Annotated in this window: 25 protein-coding genes and 1 pseudogene; 17 read left to right on the top strand and 9 right to left on the bottom strand. The window is 68.4% G+C overall.

All coding sequences use genetic code 11. From position 1 onward, the window contains the following. The first annotated feature begins 67 nt into the window (after window positions 1-67). From ACFWMR_RS13910 to ACFWMR_RS13900, 3 genes are all read left to right on the top strand, one after another. Window positions 68-562 carry a GtrA family protein gene (locus ACFWMR_RS13910; protein ID WP_378378601.1) on the top strand — a complete coding sequence of 165 codons (495 nt, stop codon included), beginning with the start codon at window positions 68-70 and terminating at the stop codon, window positions 560-562. A 6-nt stretch (window positions 563-568) separates the two neighbouring features. Next, complete coding sequence (locus ACFWMR_RS13905) at window positions 569-2,494, top strand: glycosyltransferase (protein WP_093936346.1); 1,926 nt, start codon at window positions 569-571, stop codon at window positions 2,492-2,494. A 120-nt stretch (window positions 2,495-2,614) separates the two neighbouring features. Next, complete coding sequence (locus ACFWMR_RS13900; RefSeq protein ID WP_378378600.1) at window positions 2,615-3,628, top strand: acyl-CoA dehydrogenase family protein; 1,014 nt, start codon at window positions 2,615-2,617, stop codon at window positions 3,626-3,628. A 163-nt stretch (window positions 3,629-3,791) separates the two neighbouring features. Here the strand turns inward: ACFWMR_RS13900 and ACFWMR_RS13895 are convergent, their stop codons facing one another. Further along, window positions 3,792-4,034 carry a hypothetical protein gene (locus tag ACFWMR_RS13895; RefSeq protein ID WP_378378599.1) on the bottom strand — a complete coding sequence of 81 codons (243 nt, stop codon included), beginning with the start codon at window positions 4,032-4,034 and terminating at the stop codon, window positions 3,792-3,794. 114 nt (window positions 4,035-4,148) lie between these two features. On the opposite strand from ACFWMR_RS13895, the gene ACFWMR_RS13890 reads away from it, so the two are divergent. From ACFWMR_RS13890 to ACFWMR_RS13875, 4 genes are all read left to right on the top strand, one after another. Beyond that, window positions 4,149-4,913, top strand: a complete 765-nt coding sequence (locus ACFWMR_RS13890; protein ID WP_167406260.1) for an ESX secretion-associated protein EspG — start codon at window positions 4,149-4,151, stop codon at window positions 4,911-4,913. A gap of 154 nt (window positions 4,914-5,067) precedes the next feature. Beyond that, a complete protein-coding gene (locus ACFWMR_RS13885) occupies window positions 5,068-5,544 on the top strand; it encodes a hypothetical protein (RefSeq protein ID WP_378378598.1) in 477 nt (158 codons plus the stop codon). Window positions 5,545-5,549: 5 nt separating this feature from the next. Next, window positions 5,550-6,098, top strand: coding sequence for a DUF3558 family protein (locus tag ACFWMR_RS13880; RefSeq protein WP_378274809.1), 549 nt, complete (start codon window positions 5,550-5,552; stop codon window positions 6,096-6,098). Window positions 6,099-6,110: 12 nt separating this feature from the next. Beyond that, complete coding sequence (locus tag ACFWMR_RS13875; RefSeq protein ID WP_378378597.1) at window positions 6,111-7,589, top strand: hypothetical protein; 1,479 nt, start codon at window positions 6,111-6,113, stop codon at window positions 7,587-7,589. Between the two features lie 91 nt (window positions 7,590-7,680). Here the strand turns inward: ACFWMR_RS13875 and glfT1 are convergent, their stop codons facing one another. Genes glfT1 through wzm form a run of 3 tightly spaced genes read right to left on the bottom strand, consistent with a single transcriptional unit; the run spans window position 7,681 to window position 10,364 of the window. Beyond that, window positions 7,681-8,589: a galactofuranosyltransferase GlfT1 gene (gene glfT1, locus ACFWMR_RS13870; RefSeq protein WP_378378596.1), complete on the bottom strand. Its 909-nt coding sequence runs from the start codon at window positions 8,587-8,589 to the stop codon at window positions 7,681-7,683. Next, on the bottom strand, window positions 8,586-9,416 hold the full coding sequence (gene wzt, locus ACFWMR_RS13865; protein WP_378274807.1) for a galactan export ABC transporter ATP-binding subunit Wzt/RfbE: 831 nt from the start codon (window positions 9,414-9,416) through the stop codon (window positions 8,586-8,588). Before wzt ends, glfT1 begins: the two co-directional genes overlap by 4 nt. A gap of 3 nt (window positions 9,417-9,419) precedes the next feature. Further along, window positions 9,420-10,364, bottom strand: coding sequence for a galactan export ABC transporter permease subunit Wzm/RfbD (wzm, locus tag ACFWMR_RS13860; protein WP_167405943.1), 945 nt, complete (start codon window positions 10,362-10,364; stop codon window positions 9,420-9,422). Between the two features lie 144 nt (window positions 10,365-10,508). On the opposite strand from wzm, the gene ACFWMR_RS13855 reads away from it, so the two are divergent. The 5 genes from ACFWMR_RS13855 (at window position 10,509) to ACFWMR_RS13835 (ending at window position 14,338) form a co-directional block, all read left to right on the top strand. Continuing rightward, window positions 10,509-11,138, top strand: a complete 630-nt coding sequence (locus ACFWMR_RS13855; protein ID WP_378274821.1) for a hypothetical protein — start codon at window positions 10,509-10,511, stop codon at window positions 11,136-11,138. A 33-nt stretch (window positions 11,139-11,171) separates the two neighbouring features. Next, window positions 11,172-11,606 carry a hypothetical protein gene (locus ACFWMR_RS13850; RefSeq protein ID WP_093931742.1) on the top strand — a complete coding sequence of 145 codons (435 nt, stop codon included), beginning with the start codon at window positions 11,172-11,174 and terminating at the stop codon, window positions 11,604-11,606. After that, window positions 11,603-12,121, top strand: coding sequence for a GNAT family N-acetyltransferase (locus tag ACFWMR_RS13845; protein WP_378378595.1), 519 nt, complete (start codon window positions 11,603-11,605; stop codon window positions 12,119-12,121). The genes ACFWMR_RS13850 and ACFWMR_RS13845 overlap by 4 nt, the downstream gene beginning before the upstream one ends. 10 nt (window positions 12,122-12,131) lie before the next feature. Continuing rightward, on the top strand, window positions 12,132-13,187 hold the full coding sequence (gene pseI / locus ACFWMR_RS13840; protein WP_378274803.1) for a pseudaminic acid synthase: 1,056 nt from the start codon (window positions 12,132-12,134) through the stop codon (window positions 13,185-13,187). Between the two features lie 101 nt (window positions 13,188-13,288). Next, complete coding sequence (locus ACFWMR_RS13835) at window positions 13,289-14,338, top strand: SMI1/KNR4 family protein (protein ID WP_378378594.1); 1,050 nt, start codon at window positions 13,289-13,291, stop codon at window positions 14,336-14,338. Here ACFWMR_RS13835 and ACFWMR_RS13830 read toward each other — a convergent pair. Together ACFWMR_RS13830 and pseB are read right to left on the bottom strand one after the other, a co-directional pair. After that, window positions 14,335-15,468: a DegT/DnrJ/EryC1/StrS family aminotransferase gene (locus ACFWMR_RS13830; RefSeq protein ID WP_378378593.1), complete on the bottom strand. Its 1,134-nt coding sequence runs from the start codon at window positions 15,466-15,468 to the stop codon at window positions 14,335-14,337. The genes ACFWMR_RS13835 and ACFWMR_RS13830 overlap by 4 nt on opposite strands. After that, window positions 15,461-16,444 carry a UDP-N-acetylglucosamine 4,6-dehydratase (inverting) gene (gene pseB / locus ACFWMR_RS13825; RefSeq protein WP_093931748.1) on the bottom strand — a complete coding sequence of 328 codons (984 nt, stop codon included), beginning with the start codon at window positions 16,442-16,444 and terminating at the stop codon, window positions 15,461-15,463. The genes ACFWMR_RS13830 and pseB overlap by 8 nt, the downstream gene beginning before the upstream one ends. Window positions 16,445-16,493: 49 nt before the next feature. Between pseB and ACFWMR_RS13820 the strand changes: the two genes are divergently transcribed. The 3 genes and pseudogenes from ACFWMR_RS13820 (at window position 16,494) to ACFWMR_RS13810 (ending at window position 19,603) form a co-directional block, all read left to right on the top strand. Next, complete coding sequence (locus ACFWMR_RS13820) at window positions 16,494-17,240, top strand: cytidylyltransferase domain-containing protein (RefSeq protein WP_378378592.1); 747 nt, start codon at window positions 16,494-16,496, stop codon at window positions 17,238-17,240. Next, window positions 17,237-18,199, top strand: a pseudogene (locus ACFWMR_RS13815) (spore coat protein); the annotation flags it as partial. The gene ACFWMR_RS13820 and the pseudogene ACFWMR_RS13815, both read left to right, overlap by 4 nt. 321 nt (window positions 18,200-18,520) lie before the next feature. Continuing rightward, window positions 18,521-19,603, top strand: coding sequence for an epoxide hydrolase family protein (locus ACFWMR_RS13810; RefSeq protein WP_378378591.1), 1,083 nt, complete (start codon window positions 18,521-18,523; stop codon window positions 19,601-19,603). A 69-nt stretch (window positions 19,604-19,672) separates the two neighbouring features. Here ACFWMR_RS13810 and ACFWMR_RS13805 read toward each other — a convergent pair whose 3' ends face one another. Next, the gene (locus ACFWMR_RS13805) at window positions 19,673-20,275 is read right to left on the bottom strand and encodes a bacterial proteasome activator family protein (RefSeq protein ID WP_378378590.1); all 603 of its coding nucleotides are present in this window, start codon (window positions 20,273-20,275) and stop codon (window positions 19,673-19,675) included. 135 nt (window positions 20,276-20,410) lie between these two features. On the opposite strand from ACFWMR_RS13805, the gene ACFWMR_RS13800 reads away from it, so the two are divergent. Continuing rightward, the gene (locus tag ACFWMR_RS13800; RefSeq protein ID WP_005149639.1) at window positions 20,411-21,610 is read left to right on the top strand and encodes a cysteine desulfurase-like protein; all 1,200 of its coding nucleotides are present in this window, start codon (window positions 20,411-20,413) and stop codon (window positions 21,608-21,610) included. Here ACFWMR_RS13800 and ACFWMR_RS13795 read toward each other — a convergent pair. Then, on the bottom strand, window positions 21,607-22,584 hold the full coding sequence (locus ACFWMR_RS13795) for an NAD(P)H-quinone oxidoreductase (RefSeq protein WP_378378589.1): 978 nt from the start codon (window positions 22,582-22,584) through the stop codon (window positions 21,607-21,609). The two genes, ACFWMR_RS13800 and ACFWMR_RS13795, sit on opposite strands and share 4 nt — an antisense overlap. Window positions 22,585-22,664: 80 nt before the next feature. Between ACFWMR_RS13795 and ACFWMR_RS13790 the strand changes: the two genes are divergently transcribed. Continuing rightward, window positions 22,665-24,212: a M28 family peptidase gene (locus ACFWMR_RS13790; protein ID WP_378378588.1), complete on the top strand. Its 1,548-nt coding sequence runs from the start codon at window positions 22,665-22,667 to the stop codon at window positions 24,210-24,212. Between the two features lie 173 nt (window positions 24,213-24,385). On the opposite strand, the gene ypfJ is transcribed toward ACFWMR_RS13790, so the two are convergent. Further along, complete coding sequence (ypfJ, locus tag ACFWMR_RS13785; protein ID WP_378378587.1) at window positions 24,386-25,312, bottom strand: KPN_02809 family neutral zinc metallopeptidase; 927 nt, start codon at window positions 25,310-25,312, stop codon at window positions 24,386-24,388. Window positions 25,313-25,541 lie beyond the last annotated feature (229 nt).

Raw genomic sequence — 25,541 nt, 5'->3', positions numbered from 1 at the left:
AACGTGACCCTGAAGTGCTCGCTTCTACACTTTGCGCATCAGCCCCAGCAGTTTATGAGGTAGAGCAGTGGTGGCGACCGACCCGAAAGCCGGTGCGACGGCAGCAGAGCCGTCCTCCCCTGGGCTGCTCGGGCAGCTCATCCGCTTCGGCCTCATCGGCGGCTTCTGCGCCTTGGTCGATTTCGGCGTCTACCAGGGGCTCCGTGCCCTCGGAATGGACGCGACGCCGTGGGTGGACATCGCCCGCGCGATCAGCTTCATCGTGGGCACCACGACCGCGTTCTTCCTGAACCGCAAGTTCACCTTCGCCGGTGGACGCCAGGAAGGCGCACGTCAGATCGGTAGCTTCGTGGCTCTGTACGCCGTGACGTTCCTCGTCGCCGTCGGCGTCAACCGCACGATGCTGCACGTCCTGCCGGACTCGGCCTGGAAGGCCACTTTCGGTTGGGTCGTTTCGCAGGCAACCGCGACCGTGATCAATTTCGTCATGCTCAAGTGGGTCGTCTTCCGCGAGCCCCGCGCCACCGTCAGCACAGTCGTGTCAAGCACAGAGGAGAACTGAGGATTCATGCCCGGTAAAGCCGCCGTCACCGGAGAGGCCCCGAGCGCCATGGTGAGCACTGTCGACGACACCCGCTTCGCGGAACGCACCCCGCAGGGCCGTCTCACCGCGCAGCGCGGGCTTTACGCCGGCCCGGCCCCCATCGTCAGCAAGGACCTCTACGCCGAGCTCGAATGGGGCAGTGCCGTGCGCGAGCGCGCGGGCATCGCCATCGAGCCGGCGTCGAAGGTGTCCGGCAACACCTACTTCGGACGCTTCCCCGCGAGCTACTGGCAGCGCTGGACCGACGTGACCGAGGTCCAGGTCGAGGCCGTCGTCACCGGTGACGGGCAGCTGTCCGTCGGCGCTTCGGACATCGAGGGCGACTCGCGCGTGGTCGCCGCCGAGGTCGTCGCGGGCGCGAAGCAGCAGAAGGTGACGCTCGCCGCGAAGCTCGACAAGTTCTACGACGGCGGCGCGCTCTGGCTCGACCTCGAGACCGAGGGTGGCCAGTCGCTGCGTGTCGAGAAGGTCCGCTGGACGGTCGAGGCCCCGGAGAAGATCCGCCCGACCGCGGTGACCATCTGCACGATGAACCGCGCCGACGACTGCCTGTCGAACCTGCAGGCGCTCGCCGCCGACGTCTCCTCGCTGGAAACGCTCGACGCGATCTACGTCGCCGACCAGGGCACCGACCTCGTCGAGTCGCGCGACGGCTTCGAGCAGGTCGCGAAGGACCTCGGCGACAAGCTGCACTACATCAAGCAGCCGAACCTCGGCGGCGCCGGCGGGTTCACCCGCGGCCTCTACGAGGTCGCCGGGCACACCGAGACCGAGCACGCGAACGTCCTGTTCATGGACGACGACGTGCTGCTGGAGCCGGATCTGGTGATCCGGATGACCGCGTTCTCCAACCGCACGGTCAACCCGGTGATCGTCGGCGGGCAGATGCTGAACCTGCTGCACCCGAACCAGTTGCACGTCGGCGCCGAGTACGCCCGGCTGAACACGCTGGAGCCCGGCCAGCCGGTGACGCACTCGCTCTCGACCGCCGACCTGCTCGGCGTCGACGAGGAGACCCTCAAGCCGAACCGCCAGGAACGCCGCCTCGACGCCGGGTACAACGGCTGGTGGTCGTGCCTGATCCCGTACGAGGTCGTCAAGGCCACGGGCTACCCGCTGCCGTTCTTCTTCCAGTGGGACGACGCGGAGTACAGCTACCGCGCCCGCGGCGCGGGCTTCCCCACGGTCACCCTTCCGGGCGCCGGCGTCTGGCACGCCGACTTCCACTGGAAGGACTGGGACGAGTGGCACCGCTACTTCAACCTGCGGAACTCGATCATCACCGCCGCGCTGCACTCGCCGTTCAACCTGAACCTGCTCTCGCGCGTGCTCGTCGCGCAGCTGGTCCGGTACCTGCTCGGCATGCAGTACGGCCTGTCCGCCACGCTGATCAAGGCCGTCGAGGACTTCCTCGAAGGGCCGGAGGTCCTGCGTGACGGCGGCGTCGCCGCGATGAAGGAGATCCGCCGGATCCGCGACGAGTACCCCGAGACCAAGCGGCACAAGGCCACCGACGTCCCGGGTATCGCGTCGAACGACATCGGCATCATCAACAGCGCGCCGCGGCCCAGCATGCAGCGCCTGGTGCTGATCAAGCGGATCCTCGACCGGGTGCTCGGCCGCAGCCGTCACTCGCTCGGCGCGATCCCGATCGACGAGGCCCACTGGTGGCACGTCGCGACCTTCGACACCGCCGTCGTCACCGACGCTTCGCAGGAAGGTGTGCGGGTCCGCTCGTACGACCGCGCGAAGATGTTCGACCTGGCGCGGAAGGGTGCCAAGGTCATCCAGCGGCTCCGCAAGGAAGGCGCGGCGGTGCAGGAGCAGTACAAGCGCTCCATGCCCGAGCTGACGTCGCGGGACAACTGGAAGCGGCTCTACAAGCTGTAGTCCGCTTCGCTCCAGAGAGTGTCATGAGGGGTCCCCATAGGACGAAATTCGTCCCATGGGGACCCCTCATGACATCCGGAGGTACCCCACGGCCGAGTAAAGTTAGGGTAGCCTTACTTCATGACGGATCCGGTCGCCCGTGCCCAAGCCCTCGCCGATGACCTTCTCTTCCCGGCAGCCACCGAAGTCGACCTCAAGGGCGAAGTCCCTTCAAGTCACTTCGACGCCCTAGCCGCCGAAGGCTTCTACGGCCTCGCGGCGCCCCAGGAAGCCGGCGGCCCCGGCGTCGACCTCCCGACGATCGTCGGAGTACTCGAAGCCCTGGCGGGCGGCTGCCTCAGCACGATGTTCACCTGGGTCCAGCACCACGGCCTGGTCGCCGGGCTGTCCGCCACCGACCGCGCGGACCTGCGCGAGCGCTACCTCCCGGCCCTGCTCAAGGGGGAACTCAAGGCGGGCGCCGCGTTCGCCGCGGTGATCCCGACCCCGCCCAGGCTGCGCGCGGAACGCGTCGAAGGCGGCTACCTGCTCGACGGCGAAGCCCCGTTCGTCAGCGGCTGGGGCGTCATCGACCTGCTCCAGCTGTGCGCCCGGGACGGCGACACCGTGATCAGCGCGGCCGTCGACGCGGTTGCGGCGGAGGGAGTGGAGGTCCAGCCGCTCGACCTCGTCGCCGCGCAGGGCACGTCCACCGTGCACCTCGGCTTCACCCGCTACTTCGTGGCCGACGACCGCGTCTACGGGAAGACCCCGCACGCGGAGTTCGTCGCGGGCAACACCTTCCCGTCCCGGCTCAACGGCTGCGCCCCGCTCGGCCTGGCCGCCCGCGCCGCCCGGCTCATCGACGACCTCGGGAAGGGCGACGTCGCCGCCGGGCTCAGGGCCGAGATCGACGCCGTCCGCGGTCGGCTCGACGCGGGCCTCGCCGACCCGCCGTCCCTGCCCCCGGCCCGGGCGGCCGGCGCGGAACTCGCGTTCCGTGCCGCGGGCGCGCTGGTCGCGGCCAACGGCAGCACGTCGGTCCTCGGCGGACGACACCCCCAGCGGCTCGTCCGGGAAGCCACCTTCCTGCTCGTCGCCGCCAGCCGCCCGGAGATCAAGACAGGTCTGCTGGAGCTGTTTTCCCGGAGTTGACGGCCGGGGCGAAGGCGTGACTCGCGTGCTCAAACCCGGAACTCGCGTGTTTGGAGCCGGAACTCGTGTGTGCGGTGTCCAATCACGCGAGTTCCGTCTTCAGACACGCGAGTTCCGTGTCCGATCACGCGAGTGCGGCGCCGCCACCCGGGCACCGCCGGCGCTAGTGGAGGCCGAACACCCGGGTCTTGCGGTTCAGGTCGTCGATGTAGGCGGCGGCGACGTGGGAGAAGTTGATCGCCACCTCCGACTCGTCCTTGGTCTGGATCGTCTGGACCGAGCCGGTCCGTACGAAGTGCGAAAGATCCTTGGCGAGCCGTTCGGTTTCTTCCGTCGTGAGCGCGAAGAGGAGCGGCTCGCCACCGGCGGCGAGATGGAGTACGAGCGCGGGTTTCTGGTCTGCCATGAACCCATGGCACCAGCACTGATCACGGCCGGGCAAGCGGGTTCGCTGCGGGCGTACCGGGTGCGTGGACTACGTTCATCCCGACGAACAAGACACCCGCGGGGGGAAATGGCGATGCCGCATTCGTTCTCGTTGTCGCTGGCGGCGGTGGACATCCTGCTCGAACACGGCCGGTTCGGCCCGGCGCCGGTCCCGTTCGAGGTCCCGCACATCGGCACCACGACCGATCAGCGCGCGATGGTGCGCGAGGCCGTCTTCCGTGACCTCGAAGGCCGCGGCATGATGCGCGGCGGAAGGCTCGACGCCGATGTCGAACTTGCGCTCGCCACGTTCGTCCAACCGCAGCTCGCCGTGTGGGCGGTCGCGCAGATGGACAAGGACAAGCAGCTGTTCGCGAGGTCCGCGACGAACGGCCAGTTCGCTGTCGTCGTGCGCCAGGACGAGAACCTCCTCGTGTTCGAGGAGACCCGGCCGACCGCGATCGTCGCCGCGATCGTCGACCTGCTGCCGCTGACCCCGGCGGGTCCCGGGCAGTCCGTCACCATCGCGAAGCCGGCGAGTGCGCCGAAGCGTCCTCGCAACGACGACGCCTACGACCCCTTCGCCAAGGTCAGCGGTCCCCGTTCCCACGGGTCGAACCCCCAGCAGCGCCATGTGGAGCGGATGTTCGAGAAGCCGAAGACACGCGTGGGCCAGTTCAGCGTGTTCATCCGCGGCGGCCAGGCCTTCCCGCCGCTGGCGTGGTTCGACACCGAAGCCGGCCGGTTCATGATGACCTCGCGTCAGGCGGCCGACGGGCAAAGCTGGCTGACCTACGCTCCGGCCGACAACGCGAGGATCGCGCAGCAGCTGTACACCCAGCTCGAAGGCCAGTTCTGAGCAGCCGGGAACCGGGGTGAAGCCCGTTTCGTCACAGTTCGGGCGCGTTCCGCGGTGATCGGCGAATAGGCTCGATCGGCGTTGCGCCGAGTGCTCGGCTAGTAGACTGCCGGGCGGTACGCACGGGCGAGCAGACGATGCAGTGGGGCGGACGATGGCTTTCGAAGCGGACGGCGGACAGGCGGCACCGAACTTCTCGATCGGCGCCGCCGTGGGCGCGGCGGCCAACTACGTGGCGGCGGGTGGCCTGAACCAGGCCGCGATCGCCAAGGTCAGCGCCGAGACGCAGAAGCTGGTCTCGGCCGCCAAGAGCGGCGGCTTCAAGATCAGCGAAGAGGGTGTCAAACCGCTTCGCGAGGCCCTGGCGAACATGTCGGAAGAGCTCAGCGCGCTGAAGATCAAGACCATGGCGCTCAACGACGCCCCGAAGCTGGGTGGCCACCCCTACGGCAAGGCCGTCGCGGCCCACGACCACAAGGGCGCCGCCCAGTCGGCCAACTCCGCGAACGCGATCATCGGGCAGTTCGAGCAGGTGGTCAAGGACGCCGACGAGGCGCTGGCCAGGGCCGCCGGACTGTACAAGGGCGTCGAAGACCGCGCGATCGACGCCACCAAGAAGATTCAGGCCTGAGGACGATGAAGAAGCTCTACGTGGTGCCGCTCGCCGCGGCCGCCCTGGTACTGGCCGCGTGCTCCAGCGAGAAGCCGGGGAGCGCCAGTCCCGCGCCGTCGGCCCCGCCCGCGCAGTCGAGCGCGTCCAGCGCCCCGGCCACCTCCGGCGGGGACACGGCGTCGGTCGACCCCTGTTCGCTCGTCAGTGCGGCGGACCTGGCGTCCTATGGGACGTTCAAGCCACCGACGAACGAGAACGCGGGGGGAGCCCGCCTCTGCACGCTGAACAAGGAAGCGGCGTCAGCCTCGGAAAGCCTCTCGATCGGTATCGGCGTCCGTGACACACAAGGGCTCGACTCGGTGAGCGACGCCGGGAACGGCAAGACCACCGGCAACGTCAACGGGCGCAAGGCGATTCTCGCGCCCAGGCCTCCGGGAGGGTGCTTGATGGCTCTCGAACTCTCGGCGTCGGCACGGGTCGACGTCCTGATCGCGGGCGGAGACACCGAGAAGGCCTGCGGGACCGCCGAGAAGGTCGCCGACATCGTCGAACCGAAGCTTCCGAAGGGCTAAGGGGGAATCAGGATGACCACGAAGACACCGAACCTGAGCGAGAAGCAGGTCTCCGACCTTTCGCCCGCGGCACGCGACGCGTACTTCCAGCAGAAGGCCCAGGAGGGCGTCGACCCCGGTGACGGCTGGCTGTTCGGCGCGGTCAAGCAGTTCATGGCCTCCGGTAAGGCGCACCAGCAGTCCCAGGAGGTCGGCGACAAGAACGTCGATCAGCTGACCAAGGATGGCGACGTCAAGTACGTCGAGGGGCTGGAGCCGTCGAACGCGGACTACCAGGGCTACGACCACACGAAGCTCGAACAGTTCGTCAACAGCGATCTGAACGTCGAGCAGGTCACCGAGGTCTCCACGGCGTACCACGACCTTCACAAGGCGTTCAACACTTTCTCGACGACCATGGACAAGGCCGTCACGGCGTCGCAGGGCACCTGGGAAGGTGACGCAGCCGGCAACGCGCAGGGCTACTTCAAGAGCCTCAGCAAGTGGTCCGAGGCGAACTCCCAGAACGCGAAGCTCGCCTCCGAGACGATCTACGACCAGGGCACCGCGGCTTCGACCGTGAAGAACACGATGCCCAAGCCGATCCCCTTCAGCTGGAAGGAGGAGGTCGGCGGCTGGATGACGTCGAACCCGTTCAACCTGGGCGACAACATCGACAAGTCCATCCAGAAGCAGAAGGACAGCCAGGACGCGCACACCGAGGCCGCCTCGGCCATGCACAGCTACGACAAGGCGCTGTACGACGCCGCGTCGAAGCAGCCGGCGTTCGCCGAGCCGCCCAAGTTCGGTGTGGACGGCGGCGGTGGCGGCGACGACACGGGCAGGTCCGGTCGCTACGAGGTGCCGCCCGGCTCGTCGACCCCGCCCGGGTCCGGCTCGAACCCGCCCGGCAGCACCTACATCCCGCCGGGCAACGGCGGTGGTGGCGGCGGCGGGGGTAACGGTGGCGGAGGAGGCGGCGGTGGCGGCAGCCACATCCCCGGCCCCGGCAGCAGCACGGGTGCGGGCAGCATCCCGTCGAGCACGACGCCGTCGGGCTTCCAGGGCAACCAGCCCCCGATCAGCACGCCCGGCCCGAACAACACCATGAACTCCATGCCGATGGGCCCGATGCCGATGTCGCCCATGATGGGCGGCGGCATGGGCGACTCGGAATACAACGGCCGAGGCGGCCGCAGCGGCGGCGGAAGCGGCTTCGGCCCCGGTGGCGGTTCGGGCTCCACGCCCGGTTCGGGTTCCGCGTCCGGCGCGGCCCGTCCTGGTGGCGTCGGCGCCGCCGAAGCCGCGGCGGGTCGCGGTATGGGCGGTCTCGGCGGTGGCGCCGCCGGCCGTGGCGGACCGGGAATGGGCGGCGGCATGGGTGGTCGCGGTCAGCACGCGGACGGGGACGAGGACACCGAGCACCAGCGTCCGACGTACCTCGTCGAGGGCGACCCGGACGAGGTCTTCGGCACCGACATGCGCACCGCGCCGCCGGTCATCGGCGAGTAGGGCAGCGCCTCGGCAAAAACTGAGATGAAAGGCCCCTTCATTGCAAAATTTGCAATGAAGGGGCCTTTCATCTCAAAAAGGGGAGGCTGCCTCAGTAGCGGTAGAACTTCTCCTTGCGGCCCTGGCGCACCAGCTTGAGCCACTGCAAGAAAGCCTTCGGATCCCGCTTCACACCGACGAAGTACAGCCCGAACCGCACCACTTCGAGCGCACCGATCTTGCGCATTCCCGGCTGCGACAGCAGGTACCCGCGGTTGCGGTAGGTGTAGTAGCGCTTGACCTCGTTCTCCGGGTCCTGCGCGTGGAACCGGCCGCCCAGCATCGGCTTGAACTCGTCCGAGCCGTCCGGGTGCAGGTACGCGGTCTTGAGCGACGTGCCGAACGGCAGCCCCGAACGCACTAGGCGCCGGTGCAGTTCGACCTCGTCGCCGCGGAAGAACAGCCGCAGGTCCGGCACGCCGACGACGTCCAAAGTGGACGCGCGGAACAACGCGCCGTTCATCAGCGAGGCGATACCGGGCAGGAAGTCGACGCCCAGTTCCGACGACGAACGCTTCCAGGTCAGCCCGCGCCGCAACGGGAACGCGAGCTTGTCCGGCGCGTCGATGTTGGACACCACGGGGGAGATCTCGGCCAGATCCCGCTTTTCGGCCTCGTCCAACAGGATCGCGAGGACGTTCTCGTCGGCGGGACGGCCGTCGTCGTCGGCCAGCCAGATCCAGTCCGCGCCCAGCGAGAGCGCGTGCAGCATGCCGAGCGCGAACCCGCCCGCGCCACCGAGGTTGCGGTGCGAAGGCAGGTACGTGAAGGGAAGCGGGTAACTCTCCACGACGTCCCGCGCCGACTTGTCCGGCCCGTTGTCGACCACGACGAGGTGGTCGACCGGCCGCGTCTGCGCGGCGATCACCTTGAGCGAGTCCGCGAGCAGTTCCCGCCGATGGCGCGTGACGACGACGCCGACGACAGCGCCTTCGGGCAACTGCCGGGTCTCGCTGGTCATCCTTGGCCGCCGTTCGTGAGCGCCACTGCCTCGGGCTCGGGCTCGATGCCGAACCGCTCCAGTGTCTCCTTGCTCATGTTCTCGAACGGATCGCGCCCCTTGTAGCCGGTGAGCACGTCACGCAGCGAACCGCGCTGCTTGACGTGTCCCTCGTCCATCCAGATCGCGGAATCGCAGAGCTCGAAGAGGAACTCGTCCGAGTGGCTGGCGAACACCAGGATGCCGGACCGCTTCACCAGATCCTTCAGCCGGTCCTTGGCCTTGTTGAGGAACGCCGCGTCGACCGCGCCGATACCTTCGTCGAGAATCAGGATCTCCGGGTCGATCGAGGTGACCACACCCAGCGCCAGGCGCACCCGCATACCGGTCGAGTACGTCCGCAACGGCATCTGCAGGTAGTCGCCGAGTTCGGTGAACTCGGCGATGTCGTCGACGCGGGACTCCATCTGCTTCGCGGTCATCCCGAGGAACAGGCCGCGGATGATGATGTTCTCCATCCCCGAGATCTCCGGGTCCATGCCGATGCCCAGGTCGAAGACCGGTGCGATCTTGCCGGAGATCCTCGCCGAACCTCGGGTGGGCTCGTAGATGCCGGACAGCAGGCGCAGCAGGGTCGACTTCCCGGCACCGTTGTGACCGACGAGACCGACACGGTCACCTTCGCGGAGCTGGAGACTCACGTCATGCAGGGCCTCGATGATCGGCACCTTGCTCTCGGTGCCGATCTTGCCGCCGACCTTGCCCAGCACCTTCTTTTTCATGGAGCGGGTCTTCGCGTCGAAGATGGGGAAGTCGACGTAGGCGTTGTGCACATCAATGCTGACCATCTGTCACACCCAATAAGAGACGCGGGAACGGTAATTACGCATCGCGACCAGGGCGAGGCCCCAGCCGACGACTGTGATGCCGAGCACCACGTACCAGCTGTTGATGCTGACCGCTTGTCCGATCAGCGGTGCACGCACGATCTGGATGAAGTGGAAGAGCGGGTTGGCGTAGACGAACGGCAAGGCTCCCGAAATGCTGTCACGGGCACCGCCTGCCATCAGCTGGTCGATCGGCCACACGATCGGCGTCATGTAGAAGAGCAGCTGGATGAGCGAGTTGATCACCTGCGGGATGTCGCGGTAGCGAGTCGAGATGATGCCCAGCAGCAGGGTGACCCAGCCGGCGTTCAGTGCGAGCACCAGGATGCCGGGGATCGCGCTCAGTGAGTACCAGCCGATGCCGGGGTGGCACAGGACCTGCCCGACGCATTCGCCGCTCATCGCATACGGCTGGTCCAGGCTGGTGAAGAAGATCGCGACCACGATGACGTAGACGATCAGGTTGTGCGCCAGCATCAGCGTCTGCCGCCACACCGTGCGGAGGACGTACACCGAAAGCGGGGCCGGGAGCTGTTTGATCAGCCCTTCGTTGGAGATGAAGGTCTCCATGCCCTCGGACAGGCAGCCGCTGATGAAGCCCCAGATGATGAAGCCGGTGCTGATGTAGGGCAGGAACGTCGCTGTCGGCAGAGCGAACAACTGTGAATACAGCAGTCCGAGGCCCAGCGCGATGATGCCCTGGCTGATGGTGATCCAGAACGGGCCGATCACCGAGCGGCGATAACGCTGCTTGATGTCCTGCCAGCCGAGGTGTCCCCACAGCTCTTTGGCGGCGAACCCGGTCTTGATGTCGGCGAACGCGCGCGAGAAGGTCTTGCTGTCCGAAATCGGCGGAACCGAGGTCGGCGCAGCACCGTCGGCGGCGTGAACCGTGCTGGTGGCATGCACGGGAACGAGGGTACCGATGGGGCCGATGGTGCCTGGGCCACCCCGCCCGACCACGGAAAGCTACCGACGGCTTCGCACTCGAATGCGGTGCGTGTCCTGGTATTTTCTGCCCTCATGACTGCTGCACTCGGCGACGCGAGCCTGATGGTCAATCTGCTCGCCGCATACGCCGACCGGCCGGAGCCCCGTTCGGTGGCCGTGGTCGGGAACCAGCCGCTTCCTCCGGACCCCCGGCGGGCGAAGGCCATCGACGCCTGCGACCTCGTGATCCGGGTCAACGGCTTCGTCGTGGACGAACCGGGCGGACCCGAAGCCGTCGGCAGCCGGGTGCACGTCGTCGTGTTCAACCGCGCCGTCCGCGCCACCAAGCACGTCTTCCGTGACTACCGCAAACGGCTCTACCTGCTGGTCGAGCCGGGGCGGATGCACTGGGAGCCCGAAGACATCCCGGGCTGGTGGCCCGGTGACCTCGGTTACGTGCCGGTGCCGAACCGTGAGGTCGTCCTGCCGCTCTCGGACGCGCTCGGCCTGCCGAGCCGCGAGGAGGGCCTGTGGTCGACCACCGGGACGCTCGCCGCTTGGATCGCGCGCACGTCTTTCCCGCACGCCAACCTGGTCCTGTCCGGGTTCTCGTTCATCGACGACCCGGCCCAGACCCACTGGGAGCACGCCGCCGGCGACTCCTGCATCGTCGGACCCGAGCACCGGATCGCCGCCGAGGGCAGGCTGCTCGACTCCTGGACGAAGACCGGCGAAACCGAACTCCTGCGCTGAATCGCAGCCAGCTCACCCGAGAAGGAACCACCCATGGCAGTGCAGAAACTCCGCAGCGGCGTGATCAGCCGGATCGCCAGGCTCATCGACTTCCGGATCGACGAGCGGCTCCGCGACCTCAACGGCCGCGTCAACGACCTCGAACACGCCACCGCGGACCACCGCCGTCGGCTCGACGGCGCCGAGGGAGGCCTCGAGCACGCGCGCGGCGACCTGCGCTGGACCCGCGCCGAGCTGGACCGCCTGATCCCGAGCGTCGCGGCCCAGGAGGCCCAGCTGGAGGACCTGCGCGAGTCGCTGTCGCTGCCGGCGCACGCAGACAAGCCCGAACTGGCCGAGGCGCGCAGCCTGATCCAGGAGATCCAGCGCCAGCACGCCCAGATCCGTGTCCGGCTCGCCGGGATCGCCCGGTACGAGGACCGGCTGCGCCGTCTCGAAGAGACCATCACCGTCCCGGCAGGCGAATGACAGGCCTGCTGGTCGAAGCCGGGGAAGACGATCTCGACCGGATCCGGCGGTGGCGCAACCACCCGTCGGTCCGCCGGGTCAGTTTCACCACGCACGAGATCGGTGCCGAAGAACACCGTCGCTGGTTCGACGCGGCCCGGGCCGATCCGAGCCGTCGCGTGCTCGTCTACCGGCACGGCGGCGTGCCCGCCGGTGTCGTGCTGTTCAGCGACATCGACGTCGAGGCCGGTAGCGCGGAATGGCACTTCTACCTGGACGTCGAGGGGCTCGGCAGGGACACCCTCCCCGCCTGGCTGAAGCTGGAGGGCGCGGCCGTCGACCACGGCTTCGACGTTCTCGGCCTGAACCTGCTGGGTGGCGCGACGCTCGCGGACAACCGGCAGGTCCTGCAACTGCACAAGCGATTCGGCTTCACCGAAACACGCAGGTATGTTCGAGAGGTCGACGGCGAGCCGCGCGAGGTCGTCTGGACCGAATTGCGCGCCGCCGACCGCCGGACCAGGAAGAAGAGGTAGTCCCACCCCGATGACCGCCAGCGAGGTGCGCATCGGCGCACATGTCCTCTCGGCGGCGCACCCGCCGTTCGTGATCGCCGAAATGTCCGGTAACCACAACGGTGATCTCGGCCGGGCGCTGGAGATCGTCGACGCGATCGCCGGAACGGGCGCGCAGGCGGTCAAACTCCAGACCTACCGGCCGGACACGATCACCATCGACGTGGACACGCCGGACTTCCGGATCGGCGACTCGCATTCGCTGTGGGGCGGCGAGAACCTCTACAAGCTTTACGAGCGCGCCCACACACCGTGGGAGTGGCACGAGCCGCTGTTCGAGCGTGCCCGCGCCCGCGGTCTCGAGATCTTTTCCAGCCCGTTCGACCCCACCGCCGTCGACCTGCTGGAGTCGCTGGACGCGCCCGCGTACAAGATCGCGTCGTCGGAGATCGTCGACCTGCCACTGATCGAACTGTGCGCGAAGACCGGCAAACCGCTGATCATCTCGACCGGGATGGCCAGTGTCGCCGAGATCGACGCGGCGGTCCGGACAGCGCGTGAGGCTGGCAACGAGCAGATCGTCGTGCTCGGCTGCACGGCCAGCTACCCGGCGTCGCCCGCCGAGAGCAACCTGCGTGGCCTGCCCGTCCTGGCGGGCGTGACCGGGACACTCGTCGGCCTGTCCGACCACACGCCCGGCATCGGCGCCCCGCTCGCCGCCGTCGCGCTCGGCGCCGTCGCCATCGAAAAGCACGTGACGCTGGCCAGGAACGACGGCGGCGTCGACTCGGAATTCTCGCTGGAGCCCGCCGAACTGGCCGCGTTGGTGACCGAGTCACATCGCGCGTGGGAGGCGCTGGGCGCCGCGGTGATCGGGCCGCGTGAGAGCGAGAAGGAAGGCCTGCGGTTCCGGCGCTCCCTTTACGTCGTCGAGGACGTGCGCGCCGGGGATACGGTGACGCGGGAGAACGTCCGGTCGATCCGGCCCGCCGGCGGTCTGGCGCCCGCCGAGATCGTGAACGTGCTCGGCCGCACGTTCGCCTCCGATGTCCCGAAGGGCACCGCGCTCACCTGGGGACTGATCTAACGGAATTGTCGGGGTGGGCTGGCACCATCGCGCGGTGACCATCTCGTTCGCCGAACTGCTCGGCCCACCGCCTCCCGATCCGATCCCCGTCGATTGGCCCGGTGTTCGTCGGCGGGCGTCTTTGGCTGAAAGCTCCCGTCGCCCGTGACGATCGCTTCGACTACGCGGGCGAACTCGCTCACTCGCACAAGCTCTGCGGCGCGCTGTCGATGGATCTTCCCATCGACGACAGGCCCAGATTCCATCCGAAGCCGGGTGGTCTGCTCGTCTGGGGGAGCACCACTTTCTCGGAGCATTTGTTCTGGGATACCGGCGCTTCGGACGATCCCGAGCACTGGCCGGTCGTGGTCTTCGGGCAGAGAGCGCTCGACCGGGGAAAGAATCCTTGGTTCGACTTGGAAATGCCCTTCGAGGAGGCGCTGGTCGCCATAGTCCGGAGCGGAGTCCGGCTCTCCGATGCCACCTTGGGGCCATTGGCGCCGACGGTCGAACGGAGCTCCGACTATCTGAAGGCGCGTTCCTGGGCCGTGCCACCACCTCCTGGACCGAAGCCCGCTCCGGATCCGCGAAGGCTCGCCGCGTTCACCCAAGGGACCGGGTTGGACGCCTTGTGTGAGTTGGTTCCTCCTCCGGAGGCGCCCTACCTCGGCGAGGGTTCGTGGGACGAACTCTTCGAGCGGCTGGGCACGCGGTTGCCCACCGAGTTCGTCGCCTTGATGGAGCGATACGGCTACGGACTTTTCGCCGATTGGCTCCACTTTCCAGCGCCTCTTCGCTCGGACCATCGCGGATTGGCCAAGTCGGTGGAGGAGTCGTTGTACAACTATCGCGACCTTCGTGACGACTTCCCCGACTATCAGCCACTCGCGGTGTGGCCGGAACCTGGCGGGTTCCTTCCCGTCGTCGACACCCAGGGTGGTGACGAAATCGGGTGGCTCACGATCGGCGAGCCGGACGAGTGGCCGGTCATCGTCTACCCACGCCACAACGACCAAGGGCCGCCACTCGACGGACGGCTCACCGATCGCATCCTCGAGTGGCTTCGCGGGAACTTCACCACGGACGGCTTCGTCAGGCTGTTCGTGGATGAAGACGATCCCTTCGAAACGATTCGTTTCGAAGGGATGAGCCCCGCCCCCGAGCAGGTCTAGCCGAAGAAGCCGTGGACCTCGTCGATGACGCGGTCCACGTCGGCGTCGGTCAACGCCGGGAACAGCGGCAGCGAAAGTTCCTGGCTGTAGTACAGCTCCGCGTTCGGGCACATCCCGCGCTGGTACCCGAGGTCCTCGAACACCGGGTGCCAGTACGCGGGAATGTAGTTGACCTGCACGCCGATTCCCTTGGCGCGCAGGTGATCGAACAGCGCGCGACGACGTCCTTCGAGGACTCGAAGCGGGTACAGGTGCCAAACCGGGTCCGCGCCGTCGCGTACGGCGGGAGTCAGTACGCCGTCCAAAGAGGACAGTGCGGCAGTGTAACGAGCGTGGATCTCCGCGCGCCGCTTCTTGAACTCGGCGAGTCGACGGAGCTGGCTGCTTCCCAAGGCGCACAACACATCCGGCAGCCGGTAGTTGAGGCCGAACTCGTGCACTTCCTGGTGCCACGCGCCTTCGTCCGGATACCGCTGCGCGGCTTTGTCCCGCACCAGTCCGTGGTTGCGGAAACCGCGAGCCCGCGCCAGCAGCTCGTCCGAACCGGCGACCACCGCGCCACCTTCGGCCGTGGTGAGGTTCTTGGTGGGGAAGAAGGAGAACGTGGTGAGGTCGGCGAGCGAGCCGACCGGCCTGCCCTGCCAGCTTCCGCCGACGGAATGCGCCGCGTCCTCCAGGAGCAGCGCGCCGTTGTCGCGCGCGATACGGCCGAGTTCGTCCAGTTCCGCCGGGTGGCCGGCGTAGTCCACGGCCGCGACGACCTTGGTCCGCGGCGTGACGGCCGCCGAAGCCGCCGCCGGATCGAGGTTGCCGGTGTCCGCTTCGACGTCGGCGAAAACGACCTTGCCACCGAGCAGCGCGGCCGTCGCGGCGGTGGCGACGAACGTCATCGGCGAGGTGACGACCTCGTCCCCGGGGCCGATCCCGGCTGCCGCGTACGCGACGTGCAGCGCGGCCGTGCCCGAGGTGACGGCCACCGCGGGCGTGCCGCCGGTGTGCTCGGCGAGGTCGGACTCGAAGCGCGTGACGGCGGGACCGGTGGTCAGCCAGTCGCCGCGCAGCACCTCGGTGACCGCGGCGATGTCGTCGTCCGAAACCGACTGGCGGCCGTAGGGGAGGAAGTCAGCCATACTGCTCGACCAGGCTGCGCAGCTCGTCCGCGTCGAGCCACAGGTCGTTGGTGTCCGAGCGGTACGCGAAGTTCTCCGGCACGGCTTCGCCGTCCGACGGCGGTTCGTAGCCCCAGCCCGCGATATGCGGTTGGACGACGTACCGGTCGCTCAAGCGCACGGTCCGGCGGGCGTCGTCGGGGGCGATCATCTCTTCGTGCAGCTTCTCTCCGGGCCGGATGCCGACCTCGTGCATCGGCGAACCGGGCGCGATGGCCTGCGCGAGCTCCACCAGCCGCATGCTGGGGATCCGCGGCACGTAGAGCTCGCCGCCGTTCATCTGGTCGAAGGAGTCGACCACGAACTGCACGGCCTGCGGGAGCGTGATCCAGAAGCGGGTCATCTCCTTGTGCGTGATCGGCAGCGACTCACCCTTGGCCGCGAGCGCGCGGAAGAACGGGATCACGCTGCCGCGCGAGCCCATCACGTTGCCGTAGCGGACCACGGAGAACCTGGTCGGATGTGTCGCGGCGTAGTGGTTCGCGCTGATGAACATCCGGTCGGCGCACAGTTTCGTGGCGCCGTAGAGGTTGATCGGGCTGGACGCCTTGTCCGTCGAAAGCGCGACGACCTTCTTCACACCCGTGTCGATCGCGGCCTCGATGACGTTCTGCGAGCCGACGACGTTGGTCTGCACGAATTCGAACGGGTTGTACTCGCCCGTGTCGACCTGTTTGAGGGCGGCGGCGTGCACCACGTAGTCGACGCCGTGCATCGCGCGCTCGAGGCGGCGGCGGTCCCGGATGTCGCCGATGAACCAGCGCAGCCTCGGGTCGTCGCCGAACTGCTGGCGCGCTTCGTACTGCTTGAGCTCGTCGCGGGAGAGCACGACCAACCGTCGCGGGTTCAGCTCGGCCAGGGCGTAGGTGATGAACGCCTTGCCGAACGAACCGGTCCCGCCGGTGAGCAGGATGCTGGAGCCATCCAGCTCGGACATCGTTGACCTCCGCGTTTCGGTGCTACTGCCGCAGGACATCATGTCACCCATGGATCCAGACCCCGGGGCCCACGTGGTCAACGCCGTCATCCAGGCACGCGCGTCGTCGACCCGGCTGCCCGGCAAGGTGCTCCGCCCGCTGGCCGGCCGAAGCGTGCTCGGCTGGGTCGTCCGCGCCGCCGCGAGTTCGCCGGGAATCGACAACGTCGTGGTCGCGACCTCGACCGAGGCCGACGACGACACGGTGGCGGAGGAGGCCGCCCGGCACGGCGCCCTCGTCGCCAGGGGGCCGCTCGACGACGTCCTGGCGCGCTTCGCGGTGGCCGTCGAGTCGTACCCGGCCGACGCCGTAGTGCGGCTCACCGCCGACTGCCCGCTGCTGGACCCGGAGCTGATCGGGCAGCTCGTCACGCTGTGGCGGGCGACGCCGTCGCTGGACTACCTGAGCACGACCCTCGTGCGCACACTGCCCCGAGGCTTCGACGCGGAACTCGTGCGCGCGGAAGTGCTGGCCGAGCAGGTCGAGACCGCCCGCGGCGCCGACCGGGAACACGTCACTTCGGGTATCTACTCGCGGCCGGAGACGTACTCGTGCTCCGGTGTCGTGGTGAGCCCGCCCGCCGACGACCTGCGCGTGACCTTGGACACCGTCGAGGACTGGGCGGTCATCGAGGGTGTCGTGGCGGAGCTGGGGGACCGCGTCGGCGACTGGCGTGAGGTGGCCGCGGTGCTGCGCTCCCGGCCCGATCTCGCGAAGCTCAACGAACACGTCGAGCAGAAGAAGGTGGCCGGGTGACGAAGCTGGTGTTGCGGGCCGACGCCTCCGGGACGATCGGCGCGGGTCACGTATCGCGCATGGTGGCCTACGCCGAACGCGCCGTCGCTCGTGGCTGGGAGGTCGCGTTCTCGGGTTTCGTGGACAACGCGGAATGGCTGGCCGCCCGGTTCGGCGAGCTGTCCGTGCCGGTGCTCGACTCCAGCGTTCCCGGCGCGCTGGCCGAAGACTTCGACGTGGTGCTCGTCGACCACTACGGCATCCGCCAGCTGCGCCGGGAAGTCAACGCCGCCGGCGCGCTGCTGGTGTCCATCGAGGACGACGTGTTCGGCAGGCGCGCGGCGGACCTCGTCGTCGACTGTGGTTTCGCACCCGCGCCGCGGCCCGACGACGGCTCCGGCGAGTTGCTCAGGGGCGTGGCCTACGCGCCGATGCGAGACGTCGTCCGGGCCGCGCGCGAAAAGCGCCACGGCCGCGAAGAGGCCGTGCGGCCGCACGTGACCGTGGTGCTCGGCGGCGGGACCGAATGGGCGAGCACGGTCAGCGCGCTGCTGCACGCGTTGCGCGACACGGGGCTGCCGTTCGTCGCCGACGTGCTCGTGCGCGGCGAACCTGTCGTACCTGAAGCGCTGCCCGGGCAGGAGTTCCGTGTTCAGCCGCCTGGCCCCGGCCTGCTCGACCTGCTGGTGGAGACGGACGTGGCGGTGAGCGCGGCCGGGGTCACGCTGCTGGAGCTGTGCTGTCTCGGTGTGCCGACGGGCGTCGTGAAGCTGGTCGACAACCAGGAGACCGGGTACAGGGGCGCGTTGGATCTCGGCCTGGCGGCCGGGCTGGGAAGCGCGGCGGCTCTGGACGACGACGTCGTCGAGACGCTGCGGACGTTGTTGAGCGACGCGGAGGTGCGGCGGCGGTTCTCGGAGACGGCGTCGTCCGTCGTGGACGGCCACGGTGTGGACCGCGTGCTGGACCGGGTGGAGCGTGCCCTGCCCGCGGGGGAGAAGGCGCCGACCATGGGGGTCAGCGAAGACTTTCGCGCCAGGCTCCTCGCGGTGTATGCCGGAGAAGAAGATTCGGCCCCTCGGTCCTTGCTCGTCGCCGAGCTCGAACGGGGTGTCTCGCGCGCGAAGCTGTATCAGGCGCTGATCAGCACGATCTTGTTCCTCCGTGATGAGGGCAGGGAAGCGGAAGAAGAATGGGTCGAGGACGTCGCCGAGCTGATGACGGAATGGGCTCCGTTGGAACGTCGAGTCTGACCTGATCGAGGACCGCCGGTGTCCTCGATCCTCCCTACCGTCGTTCCCATGACCGACGAAATCACGCCGTTCAGGATCGCCGTCCCGCAGCGTGACCTCGACGACCTCACCGCCCGGCTGGCGAACACGCGCTGGCCCGACGAGATCGACGGCATCGGCTGGGGGCTCGGGACGCCGCTCGGGTACCTGAAGGAACTCGCCGAGTACTGGCGTCTTCGCTACGACTGGCGCGCCCACGAGGAGCGACTCAACGGTTTCCCCGGGTTCTTGACGAACATCGACGGCGCGAACGTCCATTTCCTGCACGCCCGGTCACCGGAGCCGGAAGCGATCCCGCTGGTGCTCACGCACGGCTGGCCGGGGTCCATTGTGGAGTTCCTCGACGTCGTCGGGCCGCTGTCCGACCCGCGGGCGTACGGCGGCGATCCCGAGGACGCGTTTCACGTCGTGGTGCCGTCACTGCCGGGGTTCGGCTTTTCCGGGCCGACGACCGAGGCGAACTGGGGTCCCGGCCGGATCGCCGGCGCGTGGCCGGTGCTGATGTCGCGGCTCGGGTACGAGCGGTTCGGGCTGCACGGCGGTGACTGGGGCGCGATCGTTTCGCGGCAGGTGGGCGTCCGGTGCCCGGAGCGGGTGATCGGCGCGCATCTGACGATGTTGCCGCACGCGGTACCGGAGACCCAGGGCGAGCTGGGCTACGCGATGATCCAGGCGACCAAGCCGCAAACGCTTGCCTACGGTCTCACCGACTCACCGGCCGGGCAGCTCGCGTGGCTGGTGGAGAAGTTCAAGTCCTTTTCGGACTCGCGTGACTTCCCGGAAGAGGCGATCGATCGCGACGATCTGCTGACCAACGTGATGCTCTACTGGCTCACCGGCACGGCGAACTCGTCCGCGCGGATCTATGCCGCGGCGGGCCCGGCTTGGGGCGAGGAACCGCCGAAGTCCACTGTGCCCACCGGCGTGGCCGTGTTCCCGAAGGACACCGGCCTGCCGATCCGCCGTCTCGCCGAACACACCGACAACATCGTGCACTGGTCCACTCCGGACCGCGGGGGCCACTTCCCCGGGCTGGAGGTGCCGGACCTGCTCATCGGGGACCTGCGGACGTTCTTCCGCCCGCTGCGCTGACCCTCCGGAACGCTATGAAAGGTCCTTTCCTTGCGAAATTTGCAAGGAAAGGACCTTTCATAGCGCGTGTCAGAGGTACTGGCCCGGCCCGTGAGCGTCGCCGCCCGCACCGTGGCCGCCCAAGGCGCCACCAGCGGAAGGACCGGCCGGGAGCCCCCGCCGCATCTGCTCCAGCTGCACCCGCGCGGCCATCTGCTGCGCGAACAACGCGGTCTGGATGCCGCTGAACAGCCCTTCCAGCCAGCCGACCAGCTGGGCCTGCGCGATCCGCAGCTCGGCATCGGACGGCGTCGAGTTCTCGGTGAACGGCCGCACCAGCCGCTCCAGCTCGTCCTGGAGCTCCGGTGCCAGCGCCTGCTCCAGCTCCCGGATCGAGGTCTGGTGGATCTCGCGCACGCGCGTGCGGCTGGCGTCGTCCAGCGGCGCGGCGCGGACCTCCTCCAGCAGCTGCTTGATCATCGTGCCGATCCGCATCACCTTGGCGGGCTCTTCGACGAGGTCGCCGAGCGATTCCTCCTGCGTCCCCTCGCCGGAGTCGGAACCGGAGGCGAGCCGGGCGGTGCCGACCGGGACGCCGTCGGGCCCGACGACCACCACGTGGGGTGAGGAGTCCCCGCCGCCGTCACCGGGGGTGTTCGATTCGCGGGAAACTGGGTCGGTCATGTGCTCCATCCTGGCCTACGTCGGGCACGAAGCGCAGTGTGGTTTTCGGCGCCGTCTCCGAGCGTAGCGGGAATCGTCGCACCGCGTGGTCGGCTGGCCAACCCCGGGTAAAGCGCCAAACCGCACGTCCGTACGGTGTCCCCCATGGCGTTCGACGTCGCTCGTATCCGTGGGTTGTTTCCCGCGCTGGGTGACGGCTGGATTCACTTCGACGGCGCCGCCGGAATGCTCGTACCTGAACAGGTCGCTTCGGCCGTATCCACGGCCATGCGCGCTCCGGTGTCCGGGCCGGGTGGAGCGTTTCCGGCCTCCCAGCGTGCGGAAAGCATTGTCACGGCCGCTCGCCGGGCGGTCGCCGACCTGGTCGGCGCCGACCCGGCCGGAGTCGTGCTCGGACCCAACGCGCCCGACCTCATCCGCCGTCTCGTCGACGCGATGGCCGACCGCTGGACGATCGGCGACGAGGTCGTCGTGTCCAGGTTGGACGAAGAGGCCAACCTCGCGCCGTGGCGCCGCGCCGCGAAACGCGTCGGCGCGGTCGTGCGCTGGGGCGAGATCGACATCGAGACCTGCGAGCTGCCCGCCTGGCAGTACGAGAACCTCGTCTCCGCGCGCACCAAGGCCGTCGCGGTCACGCTCGCGTCCGGTTCGGTCGGCACGCGGCCCGACGTCCCGACGGTGATCGAGTTCGCCAAACGCGTCGGCGCGCTGGTCGTCGTCGACGCGACGTACGCGGCGCCGTTCGTGCCGCTGGACCTCAACGCGCTCGGCGCCGACGTGATGGTGGTTTCGGCGCAGGCCTGGGGCGGGCCGTCGGTGGGGGCGCTGGTCTTCCGCGATCCCGAACTGCTCGAACGCCTGCCGTCGGTCTCGCTCGACCCGGCCGCGCGCGGCCCGGCCCGGATGGAACTGGGCCCGCACGCGTACCCGCTGCTCGCCGGGCTGATCGCGTCGATCGACTATCTGGCCGGTTTGGACGACGCGGCGATCGGCTCGCGGCGCGAGAAGCTGGTGACGTCGCTGGGCTCGGCGAAGTCGTACCACGCGGGACTGCTGGCGCAACTGTCCACGGAGTTGCGTTCGCTGCGGCACGTGATGGTCATCGGCGACGCCATGCGCCGGATCCCCGCGCTGGCCTTCGCCGTCGCGGGCAAGAAGTCGCCCGAGGTCGCGGAGTATCTCGCGTCCCAGGGGCTTTGCGCCTTCGCCGACGACGGCACGAGCGGGGTCTTCGGCTCGCTCGGCGCCGCCGAAGTCGGCGGCGCCGTCCGCATCGGACTCGCGCATTACTCGAACGTCTTCGAGGTCAATCAGCTCGTCCGGGTGCTGGAAGAGATCCGCTAGCCCTTGGCGGCGAGGAGAACCTTGCCGAAGACCGTGCCTTCCTCCAGCGCGCGGTGCGCCGAAGCGGCCTCGGCCATCGCGGCGACCTGACCGACGATCGGCTTCACCGAACCCTGCTCGACCAACGGCCACAGCCGCTCGCGGACGTCGGCGACGATCGCCGCCTTCTGGTCCAGCGGCCGCGACCGCAGGCCGGCGCCGAACACGCTCGCGCGTTTGCCCATCAGCTTGCCGAGGTTGAGCTCGCCCTTGACCCCGCCCATCATGCCGATGACCACGAGCCTGCCGTCCATGGCCAGCGCGTCGAGGTTGCGATCAAGGTACTTGGCGCCGATGTTGTCGAGGACGACGTTCGCGCCGCCGGTCTCGGCGCGCAGGACCTCGACGAAGTCCTGCTTCTTGTAGTTGATCGCGAGGTCGGCGCCGAGCTGGCGGCAGCTCTCCAGCCGCTCGTCCGAACCCGCGGTCACCGCCACCGTCGCGCCGAGCGCCTTGGCGACCTGGATCGCGTGCGTGCCGATTCCGCCGGCGCCACCGTGGACGAGCAGGACCTCACCCTCGGACAGACCGGCGTGCATGACGACATTCGCCCAAACCGTGCACGCGACTTCGGGCAGTCCGGCGGCCGCGAGCAATTCGACTTCGGCGGGCAGCGGAAGCAGTTGTCCGGCCGGTACGGCGACCTTTTCCCCGTAGCCGCCACCGGCGAGCAAAGCACAAACCTCGTCGCCGATTCGCCACCCTTCGACGCCTTCGCCGATTTCGGCGATCGTGCCCGAACATTCGAGCCCGAGAATGTCGCTCGCACCCGGCGGAGGCGGATAGTTTCCCTGGCGTTGCAGCAGGTCAGCCCGGTTGACCGCACTCGCGGCGACCTCGATGACGACTTCGCCTTCACCCGCTACCGGATCCGGGACCTCGGTCCATTCGAGAACATCGGGATCGCCGGGCTCACGGATGGTGATCGCGTACATACAGGCGACCCTATAACGGTGAAGGTAAGTCCGCCGAACGTCGGTTGACCTATGACGTAAACCACACAAAGGTGACGCCCATGTCATATTCGCGAAGAAGCATTGTTCCCTCGATCGTGGTGATGGCCACCGCCGCGCTCACGGTCGGAATGGCTCCCGCTGCGACGGCCGCGCCGAAGCTCGACGGCCCCGCTCTGGCCAAGCAGCTCGTCAACAAGGTCGACGTGAACAACGTCAACCGGCACCTGATCGCGTTGCAGCGGATCTCGGACGCCAACGGTGGCCGCCGCGCCGCCAGCACCGAGGGCCACAAGAAGTCCGCCGAGTACGTCGCCACGAAGCTGGAGCAGGCGGGCTTCACGGTCACGCGCCAGGAGTTCCCGTTCACCTACGCGGAGACCCTCGCGGAGAAGCTGACGGTCGCGGGCGCCGACGTCCCGATCATCATCATGTCCTACAGCCCGTCGACGCCCGCCGGGGGAATCACCGCCCCGCTCGCGGTGGTCCCGGTCGACGACACGAGCGGCTGCGAGGCCGCCGACTACGCCGGCGGGGTCACCGGCAAGATCGCGCTGATCCAGCGCGGTGGCTGCTCCTTCGCGCAGAAGCAGGCGACCGCCGCCGCGGCGGGCGCCGTGGGCGCGATCGTCTACAACAACGTCCCGGGCCCGGTCAACGGCACCCTGGGCGACCCGGCCGCGGGCAAGATCCCGACCGGTGGCATCACCCAGGCCGACGGCCAGGCGCTCGCCGGCAAGGCCGGCGCTTCGGTCACCCTCGACCTGCGTGCCTTCCAGGAGGCGCGCACCAGCTACAACGTCATCGCCGAGACCAAGACCGGTCGCAAGGACAACGTCGTGATGCTCGGCTCGCACCTCGACAGCGTCACCGAGGGCCCCGGCATCAACGACAACGGCTCCGGTTCGGCCGCGCTGCTGGAGACCGCGCTCCAGCTGGGCAGCAAGCCCAAGGCCAACAACGCCGTCCGCTTCGGCTGGTGGAGCGCCGAGGAGTTCGGGCTCGTCGGCTCGACGTACTACGTCAACTCGCTGAGCTTCGAGCAGCAGCTCGACATCGCGCTCTACTACAACTACGACATGATCGGCTCGCCGAACGCGGCGTACTTCGCCTACGACGGCGACAACTCCGACGGTGAAGGCGCGGGCGCCGGCCCGTACGGTTCCGCGCAGCTCGAGAAGACCCTCGTCGACTACCTCCAGGACGGCAAGGGTGTCCCGGTCGAGGGCACGGACTTCACCGGTCGTTCCGACTACGGCCAGTTCATCGCGGTCGGCATCCCGGCCGGTGGCCTGTTCACCGGCGCCGAAGGCGTGAAGACCGCGGCTCAGGCCGCCAAGTGGGGCGGTAGCGCCAACGTTCCTTACGACAAGTGCTACCACCAGGCCTGCGACAACCTCGGCAACATCGACCGCGTCGCGCTCGAACGCAACTCCGACGCCGTCGCCTGGGCGCTGGGCGTGTACGCGACCAGCACCGAGAACATCAACGGTGTCCCGGGTGGCAAGGCCGCGAAGGCGAAGTCGCTTCGCGCGGCCGAGCGGTCCAAGCAGAAGAGCATGAAGGCGTCCATCCACGCTGACGACCACCACGGCGCCGTCGCCGCGTAATTCAGTCCCAAGTACATGAAGGCCCCCTTCCTTGCGCTAGACGCAAGGAAGGGGGCCTTCATGTACTCCGGGGAGGGGCGGCGGTCACGTGTTCAAGCACGCGAGTTACGTCTTGAAGCACGCGAGTTACGCCTTCGCCCCCGGCGAGCGGGCCCACGCGGTACCGGAGCGGCTCAGCCCAGGCTGTTGGTCGCGAAGGTGTCGCACCGCGCGGGCTGGCCGGTCTGGAAGCCGGTGGTGAACCACTTCTTCCGCTGCGCCGAAGTGCCGTGGCTGAACTTCGACTCGTCGACCCGGCCCCCGCCGAGCTTGGACTGGATGTAGTCGTCGCCGATCCGCGAAGCGGTGTCCAGCGCGGAATCGACGTCCTGCTGGCTGACCTCGCTGAGCAGCGGCCGCCCGGTTTCGGTCGGCGTGGTCGTCGCGTGGTTCGCCCAGACCCCGGCGTAGCAGTCGGCCTGCAGTTCGAGCCGCACCGAACCCGACGTCGGCCCGCTCCCGGTGCCCTTTTTGGACACTCCGGTGAGGTTCTGCACGTGGTGCCCGTATTCGTGGGCCAGCACGTACGCCTCCGCGAACGGCCCGCCCTCCGCGCCGAACTTCGTGCGGAGTTCGTTGAAGAACCCGAGATCGATGTAAACGTTGGAGTCGCCGGGGCAGTAGAACGGCCCGACGTCCGAAGTAGCGCTGCCGCAGCCCGTGTTCACGCCGCCGTTGAAGAACTTGGTGACCGACTTGCGATAGGTCGACCCGGACCGCTGGAATTCCTGGCCCCAGTAGTCCTGGATCGAGTTGATGATCGCGACGATCGCGCAGTCGTGCTTCCGGTTCGCGTCGGCGCCGGTCTTGCACTCCTGTGACAGCGAGGTGTTGTCCACCTGCTGCCCTGAGCCCACGCCGCCGAGGCTGCCGATCCCGCCCGCGGACGGGCCCAGGCTCACGCCGCCGAACTGGGAGATGAGGAAATAGATGACGAGTCCGACCACGCCGAGCCCGCCGCCGCCGAGTGCCACCCGGCCGCCGATACCGCCACCGCCACCGCCGCCTCGCAGGTCCTCGACTTCGGAGGTGTCCAGGCCCGCGCCTTCGTCGAATCGCACGGGGGAAGCGTAGCCGGAAGGACCCGTATATGCCTGGGTGCGGCCACGCAGAGCGGCCGCACCCAGGTCTACCGAGGTTGTCTTTTGATCGCCGGTTGGCCGCGATCACCGGGCCGGCGCCGGGCGCTGCCGAGGCGGTCGAAGAGGCCGCGAACCCGAAACAGGCCGGAGTGACGCCGAATGCGCGAGAATGGTCGAGCGCATCTGAGATGCCCGCGCTCGTCGCTGT

It is taken from the genome of Amycolatopsis thailandensis, from assembly GCF_042723255.1.
GTDB lineage: Bacteria > Actinomycetota > Actinomycetes > Mycobacteriales > Pseudonocardiaceae > Amycolatopsis > Amycolatopsis thailandensis.
Note: the sequence above shows the minus strand (reverse complement) of the source record. Positions and strands in the feature narration are given on the sequence as shown.